This window comes from Caballeronia sp., assembly GCF_028292365.1.
Lineage (GTDB): Bacteria > Pseudomonadota > Gammaproteobacteria > Burkholderiales > Burkholderiaceae > Caballeronia.
Window position 1 is genome coordinate 1 of record NZ_JAQGMM010000026.1, and the last position, 19,501, is coordinate 19,501.

The following is a 19,501-nucleotide window of genomic DNA, read 5'->3' on the forward strand; positions in this document are numbered from 1 at the left end:
AAAGTCGCACGCCGCCTCGATCCGCTCGTGCTGAGCTGGGGCAAGTAGCGGAAGCCGGCACGCCGGCGCTCCCGCACTCCGGACACTTCATTTACTCCAACAGGATTCGAACCATCATGGAAATTTCTGGCGATCTGCTGATCGGTAAGCAGTCCGTTCACGGCACGAACGGCTCAATCAAGGGCGTCGATGCGGCAACGGGCGAGCCGCTCGCACCGGCCTTCGGCGGCGCCACGCTGGCGCAACTGGAAGACGCGTGCGCGCTGGCCTGGCAAGCATCCGATATTTATCGCGAACTGCCGCTCGAAACACGCGCAAAGTTTCTGGAAACGATCGCGCAAAATATCCTCGATATCGGCGATGTTCTGATCGAACGCTGCATCGCGGAAAGCGGTCTGGCGCGCGGGCGTATTGAAGGCGAACGTGGCCGCACCGTCGGCCAGTTGCGCATGTTTGCCGCAGTCGTGCGTGAAGGCGATTTCCTCGGCGTGCGGATCGATCCGGCGCAGCCGCAGCGCCAGCCGCTGCCGCGCGTGGATCTGCGTCTGCGTTATGTGCCGGTCGGCCCCGTCGCCGTGTTTGGCGCGAGCAATTTTCCGCTGGCGTTCTCGGTTGCAGGCGGCGACACCGCATCCGCGCTGGCCGCCGGTTGTCCGGTCATCGTGAAGGCGCACTCGGCGCATCCGGGCACGTCGGCGCTGGTCGGACGCGCGGTGCAGAAAGCCGTGGCGGATTGCGGCTTGCCGGAAGGCACGTTCTCCCTTCTCTTCGATAGCGGCCGCGACATCGGCCAGGGTCTCGTCTCGGACCGTCGCATCAAGGCAGTCGGCTTCACCGGCTCGCGCGGCGGCGGCACGGCGCTGATGAAGCTTGCGGCAGCGCGTCGCGAACCGATTCCGGTCTATGCCGAAATGAGCAGCATCAACCCGGTTTTGTTGTTCCCGCACGCGCTGAAGAATCGCGGCGCGGCGATCGGCAAGGCCTTCGCCGGATCGCTTGCGCTCGGGGCGGGCCAGTTCTGCACGAACCCCGGCCTGGTGCTGGCCATCGACGGTCCCGAGCTCGATACGTTCATCGAAGCAACGGCTGCTGCATTGAGCGAAACACCCGCCGCCACGATGCTGACGCCGGGTATTCACAAGGCTTACGAATCGGCTGTGAACAAAACAGCGGAACACGGCGAGGTCAAGACGCTCGCGCGAGGCTGCGCGGCGAAAGGCGCGACTCAGGGGCAAGCCGCGTTGTTTTCGACCACCGCTGCAGCGTTCCGCGCTAATCCGGAATTGCACGAGGAAATTTTCGGCGCGGCTTCACTGATCGTACGATGCCCGGATCTGGCGGCGGTGCTGGAGTTGGTGGAACAGTTGGAAGGCCAGTTGACGGCGGCATTGCATATCGATGAAGCGGATTACGACGATGCCCGCCGGTTCCTGCCGGCACTCGAACGGCGCACCGGACGAATTCTCGTGAATGGGTTTGGTACGGGTGTTGAGGTTGGACACGCCATGGTTCACGGCGGACCCTTTCCCTCCACCGCCGACGGCCGATCAACGTCAGTGGGCAGTCTCGCCATCGACCGCTTCCTGCGCCCGGTGAGCTACCAGGACCTGCCCGAAGGCTTGTTGCCGGACGCGTTGAAGACCGCCAATCCGCTCGGTCTGAACCGGCGGCTGGACGGCAAGCTGCAGCTAGGGAAGTAAGGATCTAAAGCGGGGTGGGCGTCACGCTTCGAGGCAGCAGTTCAAGCTGACCTCGAAGTACTCATAGCTGCGCTGGATGCTGCGTTTGACTTCACGGATGTCGGCCATGCGCGGCGTGCGGCCCAGCATGGTGGCGACTATATCGAGCGCTTCCCACGGATGCGCGTCGTCGTAATGGGTGTGCATCCTGAGCCAGCGCATGGTCTTCTTGCGGAGCGGTTCAGGGTAGCTGTGCGCGAGCGTGTCGCGGCTGCAAAGTAGTGTCGACCATTCTCCGGTCACCCCTTCAACGGCAAAATTAGTCGCCGCTATTGACGCATGCAGCGGGTCCGCATTGCTGCTTTTCCAGCACCAGTGGCTCAGTGCAAACGCAAGCGCGGGCGCTTCGCCGGCCTGCAAATCTTCTCGCGAAACATCGTGGGCCGCGGCCCAGTCGACCCAATAATCGGCGTGATTCTGCTCGACGCGGATATTACGCGTGAGATACCGCCGCGCCATACGCGAGCCCGGCGTTTCTTCGGGTCCGATCTTCTGCAGGTTCATGCCCATGTACTGCGGAAACTGATTGATCACCGGCCAGCCATTGATCAGGAACGCACGCATTTCACGCGGGCCAAGCTCGCAGTCACGCAAGGACCGAAAAAGCGGATGAGACATCACACGGCTTTTTGCCGCGCCGGTTTCCAACAAAACTTCCTGTAACCAAAGTGGGTAGCTTGCTGTGTTCTTGAGGTCGCCCTCTCTTGTAAACCCACCCCCCATCACGCCTCCTTAGCTAATGTCAGGACGGCCGGCTCTGTCCAAAGCGTTGGCCGTCCTATGTAATACCCTTGCGCATAATCCACCCCGAGGTCATGCAGCGCCCGCAGGATCCCTTCGCTTTCCACGTACTCTGCAATGGTCCGGCATTTCATCGAATGGCCCATTTCGTTGATGGCCGCGACCATCTCGCGGCTCACCGGATCGAGCACCATGTCGGTCACGAAACTGCCGTCGATCTTCAAATACTCTACAGGCAGATGCTTCAGGTAACCGAACGACGACATGCCGGCGCCGAAGTCATCGAGTGCGAAATGACAGCCGAGCACATTCAGCTCGTGCATGAACCGCGCCGCCGATGCCAGATTGGCAATCGCGGTGGTCTCTGTAATTTCGAAGCAGATCATGCCAGGGGAGACGCCTGTGCGCTGAAATTGCTCGCGCACGAAATCCAGGAAACGTTCATCGCCCACCGAGGCGCCCGACAGGTTGATCGCGTACTCCTTGAAGCGCTTGTGACGGGTACGTGAAAGCATATCGAAGGCGTTGCGGATCACCCACCGGTCGATTGCCGTCATGAGTCCATAGCGCTCGGCGGCAGGAATGAAGAGCGTGGGCGCGATCACGCCGTTGGTCACGGCCGGGTCCAGCATGCGCAACAGCAATTCGGCGCGCTGCCCCTCCGTGGAGGTGGGCAAGCCGTCGCCCACGGCCACGATGGGTTGCACGTAGAGGCAGAAGTCATCGTGTTCGAGCGCCTGCTTGAGGCGTCGTCCCCACGATACCTCGCTCGCGTGGCGCGCGAGTTCGCGGTCGCCAAGGTCCGCCAGTTGCACCCGGTCGCGGCCGCGTTCCTTCGCCATGTAGCAGGCGATATCGGCGAGCCGCATGGCCTCTTCCACGCTCATTTCCGTGTTGCGCAGGTCAACCACGCCGACGCTCACGCTGGTGGTGAACGGCTGCGCCTCCCAGTTGAAGACAAAGTCACTCAGGCACGCGCGCAGGCGTTCCGCGACCTCCTGGATACCCGGGGTGTCATAACCCTGCAGCAGCACGCCGAACTCGTCGCCGCCCAGCCGCGCGAGCGTGTCGTCGGGTTGCAGGCTGGCTTCGAAGCGTAACGCGACTTCACGAAGCATGGCGTCGCCGGCCGCGTGGCCGCAGGTGTCGTTGACCACCTTGAAGCGGTCGAGATCGAGAAACAGGAGCGCCGATGCCGCCGGCAGCCACGACGCCACCTCGCTCCAGCGTGTACCCAGCGCATGTTGCAGACGCCGCTCGAATTCGGCGCGGTTCACGAGCGCGGTGAGTCCATCGTGCGTGGCTTGCCAGGCAAGACTTTCGATATATTCGTACTCGCGGGTCATGTTGCGCAGGATCAGCACGAAACCCGCTTCCGAGTCGGCCATGTTTGGACTTGCACCGGCCGCGCTGATCCGCGATGTCACCGCCTGCACGCGAATCTCCGCGCCGTCGCGCCGCTGCAGCAGCATTTCGGCGGCTTCGCCGTCCGGACGCGTGCCGGCCCGGGCGTCCTGGATCGGGTTGAGCGGCTGGCGGCTATCAGCGTGAAGCAGCCTGAAAGTCTGGACCAGCGGCCGCCCGAGACAGTCATCCGCCAGACGCCCGGCGATCCGCTCAGCCGCCGGGTTGATGAATTCGATATGCCCTGATGGCCCCGTCGCGATCACGGCCTCGCCGATCGAACCAAGTGTCGCCTTCGCGCGCGCCTCGCTCTGCTTGAGCGCGGCTTCAATGCGCCCGCGCTGCCTGATCAGCCGCCGCACATGCACCGTTGAGAGGCACACGAGCAACAGCGCGGCGACCAGGTCGACGGTCAGCAATAACGACGCTGTCTTGCGGAATGCAGTACTTAATACCTGTGAGAAACCCCATGACAACGGCGCAATGGTCGCGTTGATTGTCCATATCTGCGATTTATAGGCGCTCACGAGCGTCATGGGCAATCCACCGGCCGCGACCCGCGCATGCAACTCGTTGCCAACCCGCTCCAGCTTCGCCATTTCGGCGTCGCCGCGTGACCAGTAACCGACCGCCTCGCTGAAATAACTGACGTGGCGAAACATCTTGAAGGTCCAGATCACGTCGCTGACGTCGTCGGGATGCACGCCGCTCGCGATCAGCGCCCGGCGTGCGGTGGTCGGATCGGCCTTGCTCTGGTCGAGCGCCAGACGGGCCGTGCGCAGGTTGCGCGGGCCTTCCATGGCGGTCAGATATTGCTTGTAGGTACTTTCGGAACCGGTTTCGGCGTACAGGTTCAGATAGAAAGCCGCATCTTTCTGGCCCTTCGACCAGATGCTTTCTCCGCCAATGTAGGCCCGCACCGACGACATGATGTCGATACTAAAAATGGCGAGCGAAACCAGGACAAGAATGACGACCAGAAACGGCCAGGTGATCCGTATGAGCTGCGCATTCTCGCCCTTAGACGGCATGTCCATCGATATGTCCCTTCTCCAGGCCCGATGCCGGGGTGAATTGCCGGGGTCAGGCGGCGAGCATCGGATGGTGAGTCATTTGTATTTTTGGCGGCGTTCGGGGTGTTGCGCCCAGCCTCTCGTAGCGCACATACATCCTACCAAATTGCGAGTCTGGCTCAAATTTATTACGCAGTGTGCCATTCAGCGTAGACACCAGAAATCAGTGCGCTTCGGCTGTTGTTTTCGAATCCGCAACGGCCTGTTTCGGCGTGCCGTGAAGCGCCATATTCGGACAGAACCTAGGCTCCTGCCGACGAAACCACCGGCCTCTTTTACCTGTTCGCCAGTACCTTGACCGGCGGGGCCAAAGCAGGCATTTAAGCGGCGTGGCGCAAGCCTCGCATGATCGTTCCCGGGCTTGTTGACGCCGCCGCGGAGATGTCACATATTGGTTCCGGCTCCCCCGGTGACTGTCCAGCTTAGGGAGTCCGAAGCATTTCATCGTACGAGTGACGTATTGTCCGATTAAACCGGACACGCAAGCGGGAAGGACAACCCTTGTGTCCCGGGAGGTTTTTTAGCATGGCCCGTCTCTTCTTTCCCACATCCGCCGATTCCGTGACCTGCAAACGTTGCGGCAACGATATTCCGAGCGATGCCGATACCTGTCCGCATTGCGGCGCCGATCATGGCCCCGGCTTCGGCGCGGCGAAAACCGCCGCGCTCACAACGGGGCTGCGCTTGCCCTTCGGCCCGCGTCGTGAAGCTCTGAACATCCCGTCGCCCTACCCGAGCGTGCCGGAAGAGTCCGAGCTGGCCGGCACCGGCGAGCAGCGCTGGGACATGTCGAAAACCATCACGCTGGGCGCCGTGGCGCTGGCGCTGGTTGCCGGCGGCGTGATCTATTCGCAGCACGGCAGCAACAGCGGTGACGACACCACCCGTTCCGAGCTGCCGGCCGGGCATAGCGCGTATGGCGCCATCGATATGAAAACCGCGCACGACGCGCCTGCGCGCTCAGCTGCGCCGACGCCCGCCGTGCCCCCGGCCAGGTCCGCGGCGGGCGCCGCGGGCACGGGCACGGGCACGGCCACTACTAGCAGGCAGGCGCAAACAGCGGCGGCGCCCTCCGTTGCCGCCCGCGAAGCGTTGCCTACCGACACGTCCTCCGCGCGCGCGGCAACGGCGCTGGCCGGTGCAACTGACAACCTGCAGGCCGCGCGTGACGCGATCACGCGCGGCGACCTGACCACGGCGCGCCGGCGCTTCTCGAAGATCCCGGTGTCGCAACTGGGCGCAGCCAACGTGCAGCGAACCCAGGCAGACCTCACCGGCCTGGAACACGCACGTGACGAGATGCTGCAAGTCGCACGCGGTTGCGAAGCGACCGGCTCGTGGTTGTGCGTGCGCCAGAACGCCCGTGACGTGCTGACGATCGATGCCAGCAATGTGGAAGCACAATCGCTCGTCGAGCGCGCGATCGCCCGCTCGGGCTGGCTCAATAAACCCGCTCCCGCGACCACAGCGGCGCATGGCGCTCGCCACAACAACGCGCAGACGGCTGCAGTGGCGCCCGCGGCGCCTGCGCCCATATTCGTGCCCGGGCCGCGCGTGGCGGCCACGCTTCCGCTCGCGTCGACGCACAAGCCCACCATCACCGTCTCGGCCGCCGAGCATGCGCGAGCCGTCGCCGCGATGGGTGTCCCCACGCCTATCTCGACGCCCGTGGCGGCTGCACCGGTCGCGCCCACTGTCGTCACGACCATGCGCACGCCCGTCACCGCGCAGGCCGTTCCAGGCACGGGCTCGCAGGCTCCGCTCACGTCGTCGCCGACCACCTCACCGCAGCCGCTGCAACAGGCCGCGCCGACTCGTCCGCCAGTATCCCCGGTACCCGCGTTTGTCCCGATGCCGGACGGACCGGACGCGATGCCCGCCACCGCACCGGTACGCAGCTCGCCGGCGACCGCAACGGCACGCGCACCAGCCCAGCCCGAACCCGAGCCTGCGGCCGCTGCCCAGGTTCCAGGCGATACCGCCTCGCCGCCGGTGATGCGGCAACTCGCACCGGTCAGCGAAGCCGTTCCGGTGCGGGCGGGCATTGTGTCGCCTCCCGTCGCTGCAAATGGCGCACCCGCAGGTGTGCAAAACATTACTCGTTCACCATCGCCCACGGTTCATCGCACGCTCGCGTCAGGAGACAACGCGACCAGTGCGGCGCAACCGCATGCGCCGGCCTTCAATACAACCAATCCTGACGACGAAGAGCGCGCGATCCTGGAGTCGGGCTGGAGCAAGCGCCAGTCGTCGGCACACCGCTCAACACCGCAGTAGGAGGAACGCAGCAGAGACACCCAGGAGACAACCAGAAGGAGACTTTGAGGAGGTTGAGGCCGCGCCGGGAGACGCAGGCCACCGTGGTCTATACGTGTAATGAAAGTTGGCCAACACATTAAAACGACTCACACGACATCATGCACAAGACTTTCTTCTTCATGCTGTTCGCCCTCTTCGGGCTCGCTGGCCTCGTTGCGGAGGCTCATGCGCAAGCCGACTACAAGATCGTCACCGGACCGGAACGCGGAACTTACATTCAGATAGGCCAGGACCTGGCGAAGTGGGTCGCTGATCCAATCGGCATGGACCTCGACGTGCTCGCGTCCAAAGGATCCGCCGAAAACGTGCAGCGCATGCGTTACGAGCCGGGCGTGAAATTCGCGCTCGTGCAGTCGGACGTGTACCAGGCTTACCTCGATATGGCCAAGGCCGGCAACCCGGAGGCAGGCAAGATCATCCAGCCGCTGCGGCTCATCATGCCGTTATATAACGAAGAGATTTACTTCGTAGTCCGGTCTGATTCGCCATTGAACTACATCCATGAGATCAAGAACAAGAACATCAGCGTGGGGCTGATCGGCAGCGGCACGGCGCAATCGGCGACCACGCTTTATAGACTGATGTTCAATGAGCAGATCCCCGACCAGTACGCGCAGCACTACAGCAACGAGGACGCGCTCGCGAAACTGATCGTGCGCAAACTGGATGTGGCGGTCATTGTGGCGGGGCAACCTGCCAAGCTGTTCCAGGACCTGAACGCGGACCTGCTCGGCCAGATCAAGTTGCTCAAGCTCGACCCTTCAGCGCCCGAAACCGCGCGTGCTGAACAGACCTATTTCCCGGCCACCATCCGCACGTCGAGTTATCCGAACTGGCTCAAGGAAGACTCGCCGACGTTGACCGTGAAGGCGTTTCTCGTCACCTACGATTACAACCTGCGCGGCACCGTCGGCGCGATGACGCAATTCGCCGACTCGCTCTGCACGCACTTCGATGAACTGCAAGCCAACGGCCATCCGAAATGGAAGCAGGTGAAAATGGAATTGCCGCCGCTCAGCCGTGGCTGGAAATATTATCCGCCAATAGAAAAGCGCTTGCGGGCGTGCATCCGAAAGATGGCGTCAACAGGCAACGGCGACTCGGCAACACCCGTGACGCAACGGCCGCCGAAACGCGCATGCACCGATGCCGAGAAGGTGTTGATGTTGTGCAATAACGAATGACGCGGACGGCGCAATAGACAGGATTGACGGCAGGCAGGCAGGCGGAGTGAAGCCGCCTGCCTGCTTCATCGCTTCGTTACTTCGTCGCCAGTTCCACTTCGGGCCGGACCTCGCCGCCGACCGGCAGGTTCTGCGCGATCACGCTGACGCGCGGCTGCAACAGCAGTGCGACCAGCCCGCTCCAGCCGGTCTGATGCGAGGCACCCACGCCTCGCCCGGTATCGCCATGAAAGTACTCATGGAACAGCACGAGGTCTTCCGAGCGCGGGTCCGCCTGCAGTTGCGGATACGCGGCCATGACCGGGCGCAGGCCGTCCTTGCCCTTCAGGAACAAGCGCGTCAGGCGGCGCGCGAGTTCGTCGGCTATGTCGCTCAGCGAAAGCTTCTGTCCCGATCCCGTCGGATATTCCACGCGGAAATCATCGCCGTAATAACGATGGAATTCGTATAGCGACTCGATCAGCAGATAGTTGACCGGCATCCAGATCGGCCCGCGCCAGTTCGAGTTGCCACCGAACACGCGCGAATCCGATTCTCCCGGCAAATACGCTACGCAGAAGCGGTCGCCGTTGTGCTCAAGCACAAACGGATTGTCCCGATGCACCCGCGACAACGCTCGCACTCCATAGTCGGACAGGAACTCGCTTTCGTCGAGCATGCGCCTGAGCAGCGCCTTCATTCGATGTCCGCGCAGCACCGACAGCAGCAGGCTATTGCCCTTGCCCGGCTCGTTCCAGCGCGACACCAGCTTCGCGAGATCGGGCCGATGCTCGAGGAACCACGTCAGCCGGTCCCGCAGTCCCGGCAACTGGCCGTGCAGATGCTCTTCCAGCACATGCACCGCGAACAGCGGAATCAAGCCGACGATGGAACGAACGCGCATTGGCACGCTGGTGCCGTCGGGGAGTTGCAGCACGTCGTAGAAGAACTCGTCGCGTTCATCCCAGAGGCCCGTGTCGCAGGTGTCACTGCAACTGACCGCCTCGGCGATGTACAGGAAATGCTCGAAGAACTTCACGCCGATATCGACGAATACATGATTCGCGACCGCCAGTTCCAGCGCGATCCGCATCAGGTCGAGTGCATAGGCGGCCATCCATGCGGTGCCATCCGACTGGTCGATACGACCGCCTGTGGGCAGCGGCGCCCCGCGGTCGAAGATGCCGACGTTGTCCAGCCCCAGGAAACCGCCCTGGAAAATGTTCCGGCCGTCGGCGTCCTTGCGGTTCACCCACCATGAGAAATTCAGCAGCAACTTGTGGAACACGAGCTCCAGGAAGTCGCGGTCCGTCTTGCCGGTAATGGCGCGATCGATTTCATAAACGCGCCATGTCGCCCATGCGTGAACCGGCGGATTCGCGTCGCCGAACGCCCATTCGTAGGCGGGTAGTTGCCCGTTGGGATGCTGGTAGCGGTCTTTCACCAGCAACAGCAATTGTTTCTTCGCAAATGCCGGATCGATCAGCGCGAACGCGGCCGCGTGAAACGCAAGATCCCACGATGCGTACCACGGGTATTCCCATTTGTCCGGCATCGAGACAATGTCCGCATTGCACAGGTGCCGCCAGTCGGCATCGCGGCCACGCCTGCGAGATGCCGGCGGTGTTGGCTGCAACGGATCGCCGTCCATCCAGCGAGTAACGTCGAATTGGTAATACTGCTTCGACCACAGCATGCCCGCCAGCGCCTGACGTTGTACGAGCCGATGGTCGGCGTCGTCCATTTCGTGCTGGAGGCCCGCGTAAAAGGCATCGGCTTCCGCGATACGGCGGGCGAACAGCGCGTCGATATCAAGCGCTTGCCGGTCACAATCCGCATCCGACGCCGGGCGCCAACGCATGGTCACGACCGTGCGGCTGTTCGGGGCAAACTCGAGATGCACGTGCGCGGCGGCGCGCGTGCCGGTGTCGCGGCGGATCGCGCTTTCTTCGCCCTGCACGATGTAGTCGTTGAAGCCGTCCTTGAACGGTCCCGCCCCTTCCGAGCCGAACAAGCGCCTGACGTTGGTTTCGTTCTCGCAGAACAGCCAGTTGACCGTGGCGTCGCCGCGGGCTTCAGCGGTCACGACCAGCGGCTCATGGCCGTCGCTTTTCGCAATCACTCGGCTGCCCTTTGCATCGGATTGTAAGGTTAGCGAAGGTTTCTTTGAAGGCTGCCACGACCACGTATTGCGCGCCCAGATCTGCGGCAGAAGGTCGAGCGAGGCGGAGCGATCCCCGCGATTCTCGACCGTCACGCGCATCACGATATCTTCAGGTGTATTTTTCGCATATTCGACATGGACATCGAAATACGCGTTGTCTTCGAACACGCCCGTGTCCAGCACTTCGTACTCCGGCATATCCGCGCCGCGGCGACCGTTCTCAGCGACGAGATCGTCGTAAGGGAATGCGGCGTGCGGGTACTTGTACAGCATGCGCATGTAGGAATGCGTTGGGGTGCCATCGACGTAGAAGTACAGCTCCTTGACGTCCTCGCCGTGGTTGCCCTGCGCATTCGTCAGGCCAAACAAACGTTCCTTGAGGATCGGGTCGAGGCCGTTCCACATCGCCAGCGAAACGCACCAGTTGAGGTGGTCATCGCCGAATCCGGCAATGCCGTCTTCGCCCCAGCGGTAGGCGCGGCTACGCGCATGATCGTGCGGAAAATAGTCCCAGGCGGTGCCGTTTTCGCTGTAGTCCTCGCGCACGGTACCCCACTGACGCTCGCTGAGATACGGTCCCCAGCGTTGCCAGCGCGAGCAGTCGGTGGAATGGAGCCGGGCTCCTTCGATGGTGTCGAGTGACTTGGTGGCGCGCAGTGGCGGCATGGGACGTCCTTGACTAAAAGCGTGACGGAAAGACCGATAATCTAGCGCGTTTGCGGCATCTCGGCAGGATCGGCTGGGTCGGCGGGTTGGCTATCAAGCAGACGTTCGAGCCGCATGAGTTCGCCGAGCGACCACGCCTGGAATGGCGTGCCGCCGGGCGTATGCGGCGCGTCGCCGTCCGCCACTTCGGAAATGTGGTCCAGCCCCGCACGATGCAAATGGCCGCGCAGGGGCCTGAGAAAACGCTCGCGGGCCACGGCTTTTGATGCTTGATCGTCGCCATGAACCCGCAGCCACGCCGCAACGAACGGCCCCATCAGCCACGGCCAGACCGTGCCCTGGTGGTACGCGCCGTCGCGTTCCAGCGGCCTGCCGGTGTATCGGCCCTTATAGGCAGGGTCATTCGGCGACAGGGTCCTGAGACCGAGCGGCGTCAGCAAAAACTGCTCGCATTGATCGACGACCGCGCGTGCGGCGACGCTATTTTCCATCACGGCAAACGGTAGCCCGCCAACGGCAAAAAGCTGGTTCGGACGGATGGCGTGGTCGAGCTTGCCGGGTTGGTGATCGACGTCGATCACGTCGAAGAGCGCACCGCTGGCGGGATCGATGAAACGTTGCTGAAAAGCCTGAGTGGCCCGCGTGGCCGGTTCCGTCCAGCGTGGGTTCCATGCAGCCCCAATGCGCAGCGCGTTGATCCACAGTGCCTGCACTTCGACCGGCTTGCCGACGCGCGGCGTCACCACCCAGTCGCCCACCTTCGCGTCCATCCACGTCAGTTGCACGCCGGGAACGCCGGCTCGGAGCAGGCCATCGTCCGGATCGGCGGCAATCTGGAAACGCGTGCCGCGGGAGTAGCCGTCGAGAATGCTATCGACGGCTTGCTGCAACCGGTCCTGCGTTTCCCGTCCAGCGTGGCCCGTCGCGAGATAGTCGTGCACGGCGATCACAAACCACAATGATGCGTCCACCGAGTTGTATTCCGGCGCGCCGCTGTCGGGAAAGCGATTCGGCAGCATGCCTTCGGAGAGCGTGCCAGCCCATTCGAGCAAGATGGATTCGGCGTCGCTGGTTCGGCCGGATGCGATCAGCAAACCGCGCATCGCAATGAAGGTGTCGCGGCCCCAGTCAGTAAACCATGGGAAGCCGGCGAGGATCGTGCTGCCTTTGTTGCGCGCCACGATGTAGGCATCGGCGGAACGATGCAGCGGCGTCAGGAACGCGGCACGACGTGTTCGTTCGATATCAGCGAGCTGCTTCGCGGTATCCATCGCGTTCGTCTTCGCGCCCTCATTCGCGCTCAGCACGAGCACCGCTTCGCCAAGCGATAAATCGAACGAAAATATCCCGGGCGTAGCGAGGTCTTCGTTGAAATCCATGCCGCGTTCGCGCTCAGCGGTATAGCAGAAATTGCGGTACCAGTCAGGCGCGTGAACATACGATCCATTCGATGCCGCGACCACGGCCGGCACGTCGCCATACGCTTGCCATCGAACCTGATCGCCCGTCGCCGTGTAATTGAAATTGAACGCCGGGTTCTCGTGATGCAGCGCGTGATAGTCGCGGCCGGAAAGCAACGGCCGAACCTTGAGCGTGAATGCCTCGCCGTCGAGCCGCCAGCGCAGCACCGTCTGCGCGCTTTGCTTCGCGACGAATAGTTCGGCAGTCAGGATATGGTTGTCGCCGACCTGGAAGCGCCACGTAGGCCACGGGTCGGTATCGAAGGAAAGCAGGCTTTCAGAGGGGTCCGGCCAGACCGAACCCGAGCCATAACGCTGCATGGATAGCGGAATACGCGTCTGCCCCGAGGCGTCCTCCAGCCATGCCTCGACACCGTTCACCAGCACCATGCGCCCCGCGGGCGGTTGCGTGGCGGTGAGAAGCAGTGCGTGATATCTGCGGGTCCGTTCAGTGCCTGCCGTGCCGGATGCAAAGCCGCCAAGCCCGTCGGCTTCGAGCCATTCGTCGTTGAGACACCCTTCACTGGCCGGACACTCGAGGCGCGTCATTTTTGGGGTTGCTGCCGGTATGCCCGAAGACCCTTGCTCGCCTGCGCCCGCATCTTGTTCTGCACGATCGATGACCAGCCGAGCAGCCAGCCCTTGAGTCCGAGCGCCTGACGGCTCCAGGTCCAGAGGTCGAAGCTGTCGTGATGTTCGACGATCAGGCCGTCGCGGATCGCAAAACGCGAGTTAATGCGGTTGACCACCTTGCGCCCGGTCTGCGAGAAACGATAGGTCGCGACCCAGTTCGCCGTCGCGATCTGGCCGACAGTCTGGATGTCGCTGAAGCTCAGGGAGAATTCAGTGGCACGCGAAATCAGCATGCGCCACATATCCGCCGCTTCGCGGCCTCGCAGCACGCCGAACACCGGATCGCTGAACTGGACGTCGGGCGCGTAGCACGCCGCCATCGCCTCGGCGTCGGAACGCTGGAAGGCTTCGTAGAAGCGCTGGATCAACGCGGCGTTCAGGTCCGTCATGGTCGGTCTCTTCTAGAAGGAAATTAGCTGACCGCGGCTACAAGATTTAATTCCGCAGCTTAAACCATGAACATGGAGACTGCGTGAATGATCAGGCCGACCGCACCGCCCACCAGCGTGCCGTTCACCCGAATGAACTGCAAGTCGCGGCCCACGCTCAGTTCCACGTCGCGCACGAGCGTGGCGTCGTCCCAGTTGCGCACCGTCGCGGCAATATGCCTGGCAATGCCGTCGCGCAGGTCCGGCGCAAGCGATTTGAGCGCGTCGCGCATGTGCTCATTGATCGATTCGCGCAACGCCGGGTCGCTGCCCAGCGCAGCCGCGAACGACGCCGACGCGCCCGTCACCTTTTTGTGCAGCGTCGAATCGGCCTGCGCGAGATCGCGGCGCAGCCAGTCCTTGAATTCGTCCCACAGGCCGTTCACGTAGGTGCGCAATTCCGGGCGTTCGAGCCATTCGCGCTTGTGCTGGTCGATGCGCGCGCGGAACGCCGGGTCCGTCTTCAGGCGTTCGATGAATGTTTCCACCGTCCGGTCGAAAGATTGGCGGCGCTCGTGTTCCGGATTTTCGCTGATGTCGTGCAGCCACTTGTTCGCGCCGCGCACCAGACCGCCTGCGAACTTGTTGCCGAGGTCTTCCGCGCTCAGGCCCACAAAACCGAGCATGCCGATCAGCTTCGGATATTCCTCGCCGGCCACGTCGAGGATTTTTGCCGCGAGAAGGGCCTGCACTTCCTCGCGGTCGAGCCATTGCGCGAGTTCGCGCAGGCCTTCGTCGAGCAGCATTTGATGGCGCCGATCCGCCGTCAGCGTGGACAGCAATCCGCCTACCGCGCCCGCCAGGTCGAATTGTTCGGCGCGGCGGCGCAGGGCTTCGTGGAGCATCGCTTTGACGCGTTCATCGTCGACGAAATCGAGCATCTGGCCCGCCGCCGCGACCGCTTTTGCGCCCAGCAGCGCCGCGTTCGCCGGCTCCGCCAGCCAGACCGCGAGGCGGCCGGCCGGATCGAAGGCGTTCACGCGGGCGACCAGCGCGTCGGTGCCGAGGAATTTGTCGCGGACGAATTCGGCGAGGTTATCGGCTACGCGCGCCTTGTTCGCCGGCAGGATGGCCGTGTGCGGGATCGGCAGCCCGAGCGGGTGGCGGAACAGCGCGACGACCGCGAACCAATCGGCCAACGCGCCGACCATGGCGGCTTCGGCAAAGGCCGAGACCCACGCCCAGGCGCCGGCGTCGTGCTGGCTCTTGGCGAGCAAGAATAGTGCGGCCGCCGCGACCAGCAGGCCGGCGGCGAACCATTTCATCTTCTTCAGTGCGAGTGCTTTGTCCTGCGTTGCCATCTTGGTCCAGAGCTTTCTTGGTGGAATAAGGCCGCCAGCATACCAGTGACACCGAAGGCAGGTGCATGGCCCTGCTGCGCCGGCTTAGAGTCCGTTACGCTGGAGTTGCTGCAGTGCAACCATGGCGGTATCGGCGGATTCGATCGGCACGAAGATGTGATCGTGGTACGCCGCGGCGACCACGTTGCAACTGACGTTTGCCCGGCCGAGCGCGGTGGCGAAGGCTGCAGTCAGGCCGACTGCCTGGAGATCGGAGTGAACGGTGAGCGTGATCCAGGCGGCACGGAAAAGTGGATCGATGCCCGCTTTCAGGGCCTCGCCCTCTTCCACGATGATCGTCAGGCCCTCGCGTTCGCGGAACGTCGCGAGCGGGATGATATTTCCGAGGTCATAGGTGAAAGGCACGGTTGCGTAGACGTACACGCCCGGCTGGAGTTCGGGTGACATGGATGCAAGCAGCGTGTTCAGATCAGTGATGGGGTTGGTCATGGTTTGTCTATCCCGCAGTTTTTTTGTCCACCAGCGAGCCGCGCGATTGGTCAATACACTCTCTTGAAACCACCCTCAAGGAGCAGCCTGAATGATTTCCGATCGCAGCGAAGTGACTCGCATGATTCTCGCCGCCAAGGTGAGCAAAGGCCTGAAATGGGCCGACGTGGCGGAGAAAGTCGGCTTGAGCAAGGAGTGGGTAACGGCAGGCTGCCTGGGGCAGATGACGTTCTCCAAAGCGCAGGCCGAAGTCGTTGGCTCGCTATTCGACCTCTCCGATGAAGCCGTCGCCTGGCTGCAGATTGTGCCCTATAAAGGCTCGTCGCCGACCGCCATCCCGACCGATCCCCTGATCTATCGATGGTACGAAATAGTGAGCGTTTACGGGAGCACGATCAAGGAACTGATCCACGAGGAATTCGGCGACGGGATCATGAGCGCGATCGACTTTTCGATGGATATCCAGCGCGAACCCGATCCCAAAGGGGACCGGGTCAACGTGGTTTTATCGGGCAAGTTCCTGCCCTACAAGAGCTACTGAACCGCCTCGGCCGTCTCCGTGCCGCGCTCGAGGACCGGCCGCAGCGCGGCGCCCGTGTGACTGCGCGGATTCTTCGAGAGCGTATCCGGATCGGTCGCGGCCACGATCGATCCGCCTTCCGTGCCGCCCTCCGGCCCGAGATCGATCACCCAGTCGGCTTCGGCAATCACATCCAGATCGTGCTCGATCACCACCACCGAATGCCCGCCATCCACCAGCCGATGCAGCACGCGAATCAGCTTCGCGACATCGGCCATGTGCAGGCCCACGGTGGGCTCATCGAGCACATACAGCGTATGCGGCGCCTTCTGCCCGCGTTTGCCGATATCGTCCCTCACCTTCGACAACTCCGTCACCAGCTTGATCCGCTGCGCCTCGCCGCCTGACAATGTGGGCGATGGCTGCCCGAGCGTCAGATAACCCAGCCCCACGTCTTTCATGAGTTGCAGCGGATGCGAGATGCTTGTCATCGCGGAGAAGAACTCGACGGCCTCATCGATCTCCATGGTCAGCACTTCGCCAATATTCTTGCCGCGCCACGTCACCGCCAGCGTTTCCGGATTGAAGCGCTGTCCGTGGCAAACGTCGCACGGCACTTTGACGTCGGGCAGGAAGCTCATTGCAATGGTGCGAACGCCCTGACCTTCACACGCCGGGCAGCGGCCGTCGCCGGTGTTGAACGAAAAGCGCGATGCCGTGTAACCCCGTGCACGCGATTCAAGCGTGTCCGCGAACAGCTTGCGGATGGTGTCCCACATGCCGATATACGTCGCCGGACACGAGCGCGGGGTCTTGCCGATCGGCGTCTGGTCCACTTCCAGCACACGGTCGATGGTCTCAAACCCGGTCACCTCCGTGCACCCTTGCCAACGATGCGTGACGTCGAACTTCGCACGCGGCGCCTCGCGCGACAACACGCTCGAACGATTGCGTGCGGGCATATCGGCTTGCGCGGTCTTGCGTGCGCGGCGCGTAGCCGGCGACGACAGAACCGAGCGGCCCACGGCATCGAGCAGATTGGTCATCAGCACATCACGAGCAAGCGTGGACTTGCCGGAACCGCTCACGCCCGTGATGGCAATCAAGCGGCCGAGCGGCATGCTCGCGGTGACGTTGCGCAGGTTGTGCAGCGTCGCACCGTGAACCGTGAGCCAGTTCTCGGGCGTGGCGGCACGCTTCGCGGTGGCGGTTTTTACATCGCGACGTGCTTGCAACGGATGCTGGATCGGGTTCGCCAGATACTGCCCCGTGAGCGAATCCGGCTGCGCCGCGAGATCGGCCACGTTGCCTTGCGCCACGACCGTACCGCCGCGTTTTCCCGCTCCCGGGCCAATGTCAATGATGTGATCCGCGCGGCGAATCGTGTCCTCGTCGTGCTCCACCACCACCAGCGTGTTGCCCTTGTCGCCGAGTTTCTTCAGCGCATCCAGCAGGATCTTGTTGTCACGCGGATGCAAACCGATGGTCGGCTCATCCAGCACATAACACACGCCCTGCAAGTTGCTGCCGAGTTGCGCGGCGAGGCGAATGCGCTGCGCTTCGCCGCCCGATAGCGTCGGCGCCGCACGATCCAGGCTCAGATAACCAAGGCCGACTTCTTCGAGGAACAGCAAACGGCCTTCAATTTCACTGACCACGTCGCGGGCGATATCCGCATCGCGGCCCTTGAGCTTCAGCTTCTTGATCCAGCCGCGCGTTGCACTGACCGTCCAGCGGCCGACTTCCGTGATCGGCTGATCGCCGAATGTCACTGCTCGCGCAACTTCGTTCAGGCGCGTGCCGTTGCAATCCGGGCAAGGCTGATCGCCGACATCGTCCGGCTCCTGTTGTGCCGATGGAATCGTCTGCTCGCGGCCACGGCCGTCGTCGGAGATCACGGTGTCGTCATAGACTTCGCGCTGTTCGCGCGTCAGCGTGACGCCCGTGCCCACGCAGGTGTTGCACCAGCCGTGTTTGCTGTTGTACGAGAACATGCGCGGATCGAGTTCGGGGTAACTCGTGCCGCAGACCGGACACGCGCGTTTGGTCGAGAACACCCGGATCTCGCCAACGTGCTTCGTCCCCTTCTTGCCGCCGTTCAGCGCGCCATGCAAGTGGTCGAGCGGAGCGAGCAGATGCATCACGCCCTTACCCAGTTCAAGCGTTTCCAGGAGCATCGCTTTCAGCGTGGCTTCATCGTTCGCGCTAACAATCAGGTCGCCGACCGGCAACTCGATCGTGTGCTCCTTGAAGCGATCGATCTTCGGCCACGGATCGACGGAAAGGAACTCGCCGTCCACGCGCAAATGCGTATGACCGCGCGTCTTCGCCCACTTCGCGAGGTCGGTGTAAATCCCCTTGCGGTTCACCACGAGCGGTGCAAGCAAGCCAATGTGCTGGCCTTTGAAATCCCGCATGATCTGCGCGACGATCGATTCGGGACTCTGCGCCGTGACTGGTGCGCCGTCGTGGACGCAATGCTGGATGCCGAGCTTCACATACAGAAGCCGCAGGAAATGCCAGACTTCGGACGTCGTCGCGACCGTGCTTTTACGGCCGCCGCGCGATAAACGCTGCTCGATGGCCACCGTCGGCGGAATGCCATAGACAGCATCCACTTCAGGACGCCCGGCCGGTTGCACGATCGAACGCGCATACGCATTCAGCGATTCCAGATAACGGCGCTGGCCTTCGTGAAAGAGGATATCGAACGCCAATGTGGACTTGCCCGAGCCCGATACGCCCGTGATGACATTGAACTTGCCGTGCGGAATATCGACGTCGAGCGACTTCAGGTTGTGCTCGCGTGCGTTGACAATACGCACCACGTCTTCGCCCTGCAATGCACGCCGTGCCGCCGCGACTTCGGCGGCCAGTTGCAGCGGAACGCCCGACATGCGCTTCTGCGCCGCGCCGGGCGCCATGGCCTCTTCGTAGTCGAGCAGCGCACGGCCGGTATGTGATTGTTCGCATGCCGAAACATCGTCCGGCGTGCCGACGCAAACCACCAGACCGCCCGCATCGCCGCCCTCCGGACCCAGATCGATGATCCAGTCGGCTGCGCGGATCACGTCAAGGTTGTGCTCGATCACGATCAGCGAATGGCCGCGCTCCAGCAGGCGCCTCAAGGCTTGCATCAGCTTGGCGATATCGTCGAAATGGAGACCCGTTGTGGGCTCGTCGAACATGAACAAGCGGCCCGGCAGGTTGCCGCTCGCCTGTGCCGTTTCTGCCAGGAAACCCGCCAGCTTCAGGCGCTGCGCTTCACCGCCCGAGAGCGTGGGGACTGGTTGCCCCAGCTTCACATATTCCAGTCCAACGTCGACAATCGGCTGCAATACCCGCAGCACTTCCTTGTCTTTTGCAAAGCATGCAACTGCTTCGCTCACGGTGAGGTCGAG

11 protein-coding genes and 1 pseudogene are annotated in these 19,501 nt (G+C 62.8%); 4 read left to right on the forward strand and 8 right to left on the reverse strand.

Annotated features, from left to right (window positions below):
* Window positions 1-116 precede the first annotated feature (116 nt).
* Window positions 117-1,700 carry an aldehyde dehydrogenase (NADP(+)) gene (locus tag JWR14_RS01195; protein WP_299699955.1) on the forward strand — a complete coding sequence of 528 codons (1,584 nt, stop codon included), beginning with the start codon at window positions 117-119 and terminating at the stop codon, window positions 1,698-1,700.
* A gap of 21 nt (window positions 1,701-1,721) precedes the next feature.
* On the opposite strand, the gene JWR14_RS01200 is transcribed toward JWR14_RS01195, so the two are convergent.
* Both JWR14_RS01200 and JWR14_RS01205 read right to left on the reverse strand, forming a co-directional pair.
* A complete protein-coding gene (locus JWR14_RS01200) occupies window positions 1,722-2,357 on the reverse strand; it encodes an iron-containing redox enzyme family protein (protein ID WP_299699958.1) in 636 nt (211 codons plus the stop codon).
* 104 nt (window positions 2,358-2,461) lie between these two features.
* Window positions 2,462-4,921, reverse strand: a complete 2,460-nt coding sequence (locus JWR14_RS01205) for an EAL domain-containing protein (RefSeq protein WP_299699960.1) — start codon at window positions 4,919-4,921, stop codon at window positions 2,462-2,464.
* 561 nt (window positions 4,922-5,482) lie between these two features.
* On the opposite strand from JWR14_RS01205, the gene JWR14_RS01210 reads away from it, so the two are divergent.
* Window positions 5,483-7,234 (forward strand): hypothetical protein, encoded by a 1,752-nt coding sequence (locus JWR14_RS01210; protein ID WP_299699963.1) that lies wholly within the window; start codon window positions 5,483-5,485, stop codon window positions 7,232-7,234.
* A 140-nt stretch (window positions 7,235-7,374) separates the two neighbouring features.
* Window positions 7,375-8,460: a TAXI family TRAP transporter solute-binding subunit gene (locus JWR14_RS01215; protein WP_299699966.1), complete on the forward strand. Its 1,086-nt coding sequence runs from the start codon at window positions 7,375-7,377 to the stop codon at window positions 8,458-8,460.
* 76 nt (window positions 8,461-8,536) lie between these two features.
* Here JWR14_RS01215 and JWR14_RS01220 read toward each other — a convergent pair whose 3' ends face one another.
* From JWR14_RS01220 to JWR14_RS01240, 5 genes are all read right to left on the reverse strand, one after another.
* Window positions 8,537-11,269, reverse strand: a complete 2,733-nt coding sequence (locus tag JWR14_RS01220) for a glucosidase (protein WP_299699968.1) — start codon at window positions 11,267-11,269, stop codon at window positions 8,537-8,539.
* A 41-nt stretch (window positions 11,270-11,310) separates the two neighbouring features.
* The gene (locus JWR14_RS01225; protein WP_299699971.1) at window positions 11,311-13,278 is read right to left on the reverse strand and encodes an amylo-alpha-1,6-glucosidase; all 1,968 of its coding nucleotides are present in this window, start codon (window positions 13,276-13,278) and stop codon (window positions 11,311-11,313) included.
* Complete coding sequence (locus JWR14_RS01230) at window positions 13,275-13,751, reverse strand: nuclear transport factor 2 family protein (protein WP_299699974.1); 477 nt, start codon at window positions 13,749-13,751, stop codon at window positions 13,275-13,277. The genes JWR14_RS01225 and JWR14_RS01230 overlap by 4 nt, the downstream gene beginning before the upstream one ends.
* Window positions 13,752-13,810: 59 nt before the next feature.
* On the reverse strand, window positions 13,811-15,091 hold the full coding sequence (locus JWR14_RS01235) for a DUF445 domain-containing protein (protein WP_299699977.1): 1,281 nt from the start codon (window positions 15,089-15,091) through the stop codon (window positions 13,811-13,813).
* A gap of 84 nt (window positions 15,092-15,175) precedes the next feature.
* Complete coding sequence (locus tag JWR14_RS01240; protein WP_299699980.1) at window positions 15,176-15,580, reverse strand: ACT domain-containing protein; 405 nt, start codon at window positions 15,578-15,580, stop codon at window positions 15,176-15,178.
* Between the two features lie 91 nt (window positions 15,581-15,671).
* On the opposite strand from JWR14_RS01240, the gene cynS reads away from it, so the two are divergent.
* Window positions 15,672-16,121, forward strand: a complete 450-nt coding sequence (cynS, locus tag JWR14_RS01245) for a cyanase (protein ID WP_299699983.1) — start codon at window positions 15,672-15,674, stop codon at window positions 16,119-16,121.
* Here the strand turns inward: cynS and JWR14_RS01250 are convergent.
* Window positions 16,115-19,501 (reverse strand): annotated as a pseudogene (locus JWR14_RS01250) (excinuclease ABC subunit A); the annotation flags it as partial. The gene cynS and the pseudogene JWR14_RS01250 sit on opposite strands and share 7 nt — an antisense overlap.